At 38.5% G+C, this 4,947-nt stretch carries 4 protein-coding genes; all 4 read right to left on the reverse strand.

The genetic code is table 11. The features are described from left to right. Positions 1-1,191 precede the first annotated feature (1,191 nt). The 4 genes from virB11 to ACFIL8_RS04460 are packed head-to-tail and all read right to left on the reverse strand — an operon-like array spanning position 1,192 to position 4,906. Positions 1,192-2,253 (reverse strand): P-type DNA transfer ATPase VirB11, encoded by a 1,062-nt coding sequence (virB11, locus tag ACFIL8_RS04445; protein WP_375612249.1) that lies wholly within the window; start codon positions 2,251-2,253, stop codon positions 1,192-1,194. After that, the gene (virB10, locus tag ACFIL8_RS04450; RefSeq protein WP_375606219.1) at positions 2,228-3,385 is read right to left on the reverse strand and encodes a type IV secretion system protein VirB10; all 1,158 of its coding nucleotides are present in this window, start codon (positions 3,383-3,385) and stop codon (positions 2,228-2,230) included. Before virB10 ends, virB11 begins: the two co-directional genes overlap by 26 nt. After that, positions 3,385-4,191, reverse strand: coding sequence for a P-type conjugative transfer protein VirB9 (virB9, locus tag ACFIL8_RS04455; RefSeq protein ID WP_375606008.1), 807 nt, complete (start codon positions 4,189-4,191; stop codon positions 3,385-3,387). The genes virB10 and virB9 overlap by 1 nt, the downstream gene beginning before the upstream one ends. Positions 4,192-4,204: 13 nt before the next feature. Continuing rightward, the gene (locus tag ACFIL8_RS04460) at positions 4,205-4,906 is read right to left on the reverse strand and encodes a virB8 family protein (RefSeq protein WP_375606007.1); all 702 of its coding nucleotides are present in this window, start codon (positions 4,904-4,906) and stop codon (positions 4,205-4,207) included. Positions 4,907-4,947: the final 41 nt, after the last annotated feature.

The following is a 4,947-nucleotide window of genomic DNA, read 5'->3' on the forward strand; positions in this document are numbered from 1 at the left end:
AACCAAATACACTTTGCTTGTCAATTTGCACGCTTGTTTTTAAGAAACCTTTCTTTAAGGTGCCTAAGCTTATTTCACTACAGAGTTCGTGGATGGTATAATGGTAAAGCCCCGATGAATAATATAAAATTTATAGAGCATCTCCATTTTTACACTTCATAAAAGAACAAGTTGGGCGCCATTAGACACTTTGCAAACTCCCAATGTTGTGACAATTTTTGGCATTTTGGATGGTTTATAAAAGGCATTTTTAGTGCTTTTTTGTACAGTTTCATTCTATACGGCTTTATTTACTTATAATGTGCAAGAGACATGGTTTTGGTTAATAAACAGCTTTGAAATGAGAGAATCCTACGGTACTAAGATCTTTTATCCAACACGCAAAATAATGAACACTCTTTATAAGACAATGTGATGCATCTTAAGAAGAGTGATTGTAGATCTGTTCTTTTAGGAATTTTTGCTTTTTGTGGTGCAGAGAAGAGAGCAGGAATATTCAGAGTAGAGCTTACCTTATGTAGTCTATGGATATCATCTTTAGGAGAGGGACATAAGCCACGTGATATGGTTAGCAAAGCTTGCTTAAGAGAAATTTGGTTGTTTACGAACAACTGGAGGTTAAGAATCTTTCTTCGTCCGAAGAAGACGTCGTATATACTACTATACTTTTTATTACCAAATAGAACGTGGTTTATGGATGCTAAATCGAAATGATAATTTATTTCGTATGAGGTTTTCCGTATTTGGAGATTGTTTGGTTAAAAAACATATTTATTAATCACTTGAAAATAGCGCTTAGAATTTTTAAACGATAAGTTTTGGTCTTGATGACGATAATTATTTGTGATGATCGAAAGTACCTATTTTACGAAGCTTTCATTGATAGGCGAATCAAAATTTATTCTTTTCTTTTGTTTAAATATTTATTTTGCAGCTATTTTTTCTTTTTTGCATCAAAGATACTTTTTCAAAAGGTAAATGGAAAGAATGATCAAAGGCAAGAGAATAAAGAGAACCTTATGTATAATTTGGTTTTCTCGTAGAGTTGTTGTCTATTAACTTTTTTCCTCATGAAGAGTGTAGAAAATCCATCGGAGAAGCAAAGAGAATAGGAAAAGTTAAATAAATAGCCGTAACAATTAGTTACGGCTATTTTTGTTTGCTTCATATTACCGAGAGAGGAAGCTCCCCTTAAGCGATTTTTGATTTAGCAAAAATCGGGTCGTAAAAGACTTCAGAGAGTTTTCTATCTTTAAAGAACAACACTACGTCAACTGTTGTATAGAGAACGATTTTTATCATTTCTAACTCGAGTTGCCGGCCAATTTCTGATCTTTTAATCAAGGTGGCACATCGCTCAAATGTCTGCAAAGCGCTGTTAGCATGCGTTGTTGTAATCGATCCGGGATGACCAGTGTTGAGCGAATTGAGATATTCCCATGCTTCATTGCCTCGCAATTCAGCGAGAAAAATTCTGTCAGGCGACTGACGCATACACGCATCTAGGCATTCTTCAGCTGAAACACGGCCTACATTGTTACCATAAATCATATGTACATGATTGGGATGATTGGGTAGAAAAAGCTCATGAACATCTTCAATTGTGATAATACGCTCCTCTACAGGGACCTTTTCAATTAAAGAGCGAGCAAATGTTGTTTTACCAGATCCTGTTTTGCCTGCAATAATAATGTTGCGTTTGTGAAGGACGCATTCTTCCAAAAATTCAAGAATTTTTCCCTCACGTTTACTTTGTAAGAGTTGAACTTCAAATGGTTCCAACCGTGTGAAGTCCTGCCTCGATAACAAGTTATTGGCTTCTTTTGCTGAAGGCTTATTAAAACTTACATCAGAAAAATCGTCAAATGCCCCTTCTTCTTTGAGTTCTTCTAACGTTTTAACTATGAGAGAATGTTTACGAATTACAAAGGAAAGAGCACCATCAACAACAGCTGGTGTTTGTATAATTGTACCACGTTGTCCACCAGGCAAGAGCACATAATTAATACTTCTGGGAGCCATACCGTTATAAACGATAATAGCTGTAATAAGCGTTTGCAAAAAAGTGGTTGTTAACTCTGGTACGCTATGTAGTTGCCAACCCTTAAAGCTTTTCGTCCATACTTCACAGGGGCGGCAAATCGATAATTCAGTGATCGTGGGATCTTCTAAAAAACAATCAAGCGGTTGCAGAAGCTGAAAAACTGCTTGATCTTTTTGTATCGGGTTAACGTGTGACGAGACTGTAGACATCGCTGAAATCCAGATCACGAGCAACAAAAATATTTACTCGTTCGCCTTGGTTTTTGTAAAGTGTTGGTGTGATATTGATGGAATTTTGAAGAACATCGATTGCTATAGATTCAGCATTCTGAGCTCCTTTATTTTGTGAGTTATCTTTATTTTCTTTGCTGCTTTTACCAACTTTTCCTCTTACCCATTCTCCTAAATCACCGATAATGCTTACCATAATTGCACTACCAAATCGTTCCCAAAAATGTCTGTCAACCCAGCCACCAATACCCGCTTCACCCAGAGGACCTGTGCCTGGTGAGTCAAGATTGACAACAACACCAGAAGGCGTTTCAATGCGTAACCATTGCACAAACACGCGCGTTTGTCCTTGTTGTATGCCACTTTGGTAAAAACCAACAACTTTAGAACCACGGTCAAGCAAAACAACACGTCCACTCGTGGAATAAATATCGCGTGTTAAATGACACGTCGTCATTCCGGGTTGTGATGTAATGATTTTTGTTTCTAACGTACAATCTATTTGCGTTCCTTGTGTAATCAAAAAGTCACGGTTACGAAGTTGCATCGCATGTGATTGACCTAAACGCACGGGCTGAAGGTTATCAAATAATACGCCATTACCTCTATCATTATTCGATGCTTTATTATTTGTATCTGTAGATCCTTCGCTACCACCGTTGTTAAGGCTAGAACTGAGCATACGTTTGCGTGCTAATTCTTCAGAATCTTGGAGCATATGTGGAGGAATGGCTGTTTGAAGAAGTTTACTCAATGCCGGTGGAATATCCAAGTTTGAATCTTCTGTTTGTGTTGATTTTTCTGCTTCTTCTACAATCTTTGGCTCTTCTATAATCCGAGGGACATAGTTTGGTATAATTTGCTGTACTATTTGTTGTGGTTTTTCTTCCTCAACCTCCACGGTATTACGCATTTTAAAAGCTTTCCAAGTCAAGGCAATCGGTATCGCTACTATGACAATAAGTCCTACCATTAACAATGCACGGGTACCTGGAATTGTTGGACGACGTTCAGAACCTAGTTCGGACCCTCCATAGGTACCTTCAATATGTTTTTGTTCGACGTTGTCCAGTTTTGTACCTTTTCCCTCTCCTTCCTTATTGTCAAACATCATTTTCCTCCTTTATTGATACGATAAACCACCGAAGATACTGTCCCTGTTGTGTTTGGTACGCCATTGGGGTCATAGGCTTCATTAAAAACAGCTAGAGCGCGTTTACCAAGCCGTATAAGCCATTTAGGATTGACCTTATGAACGGCGATAATATCATTAGAACTGCCGATAACGGTGCGTGGTATTAAGCTTTCATTACCTTCAGCATCTACGACATAAATCGATGGCATATCCATGTTAGCGGGAAATTTAAAGTAAGTAATACGCCCATTGTCCCAAGCATTTATCGGAGCAATATCTTGGTGACCACTCATGGTATAACTGAGATTATAGCCGTTGACGCTTTGGTGAAAACCACGTTCAATCGCAAGGCGCCGATTGTTTTCTTCTGACTTTTCATCGTTTGAATCGGGATAATGGAAAGCCAATTCATATGTTGATCCCGCACGGTCATTCCGAAATTGTAGTCGGAATTTATAACTCCGTTTGTCGGTTACAACGATGAGATTGGTATTGGCAAGTTCTGCTTTTGGTTTAATAAAAATATGCCGCCCTTTATGAGCAAAGGCATAGGCTTCAGAATCGCCAAAGGCATGAGTTATGTACTGTTCACCTTCTTCAAGAATAATATGTGTTGCCACACCAAGAACTGTTTCAATTTGAACCACATCGGCTTCGTTATATGTTATATAGCGAATGCGATGATCATATTGTGAATTTGATGGACTTTTGAGCGCCTGCACAGGTACCGTATAAAGAGAAGAAAACGAAGACAATAGAACAACGAACGCAAGTTTTTTCATAACAATCAATTCCTTAATCATTCAACAGTATTTCTGGGTCAGAACGGTAACTTGTTACTTGAAAACCAAGGGGGTTAAGCAATCGATCAGATGATTTCATGGGTGCACCAACATAGGTGTAACCAATTGTTGCAATTTGGTGCTGTTTTGGTCCAGTAGCAGCACCGTTGCTGTCAAGTTGCTGAGTCGTAAAACGTACAGTTGCTTGACCGAGTCCATTAGGCTGGATTGATCGTACTTTAACTGTAATACGTGCTTTGTTGGAAAGCACTTTGTCCCGTGCATTTTCTCCATCATAGATTTTATAATATTCTTGTTGAACAGATGCCGCACTTAAAAGTGCTGTTGTGTCATAGTTCAGTTGAATAGTATCGTAGTCGTAAGTTTCGCGGTTAAGTACATATTGGTTTAGCCAATATCTATCTACAACTTCACCATAGCTTTCTTCGTGTTCACGCATGATTGAGATAACATCAACTGCACCCGTCGTATTATCAACGCGCAATACTAAGGGAGTTGGAGCTGGTTGAGAAAATCCAACAACTCCACATATCATACCGAATAAGCCAAAAAGACCCACAGTACTCGCAACACGCCATGCCGTTCTGCGCGACCTTATAAATTCATTGATAAGATCACGTTCTAAGCCACGGCTTTCTTCATAATAACTTCTAAGTTGTTCGGCTTTCACTGGTTTTGCTTGTTTTGTTTTCATCTGTCTCCTCGCTTGATTTCGGCAGGGATTGTTTTATTAAT

This window comes from Bartonella sp. AP57NXGY (genome assembly GCF_042195805.1).
Lineage (GTDB): Bacteria > Pseudomonadota > Alphaproteobacteria > Rhizobiales > Rhizobiaceae > Bartonella.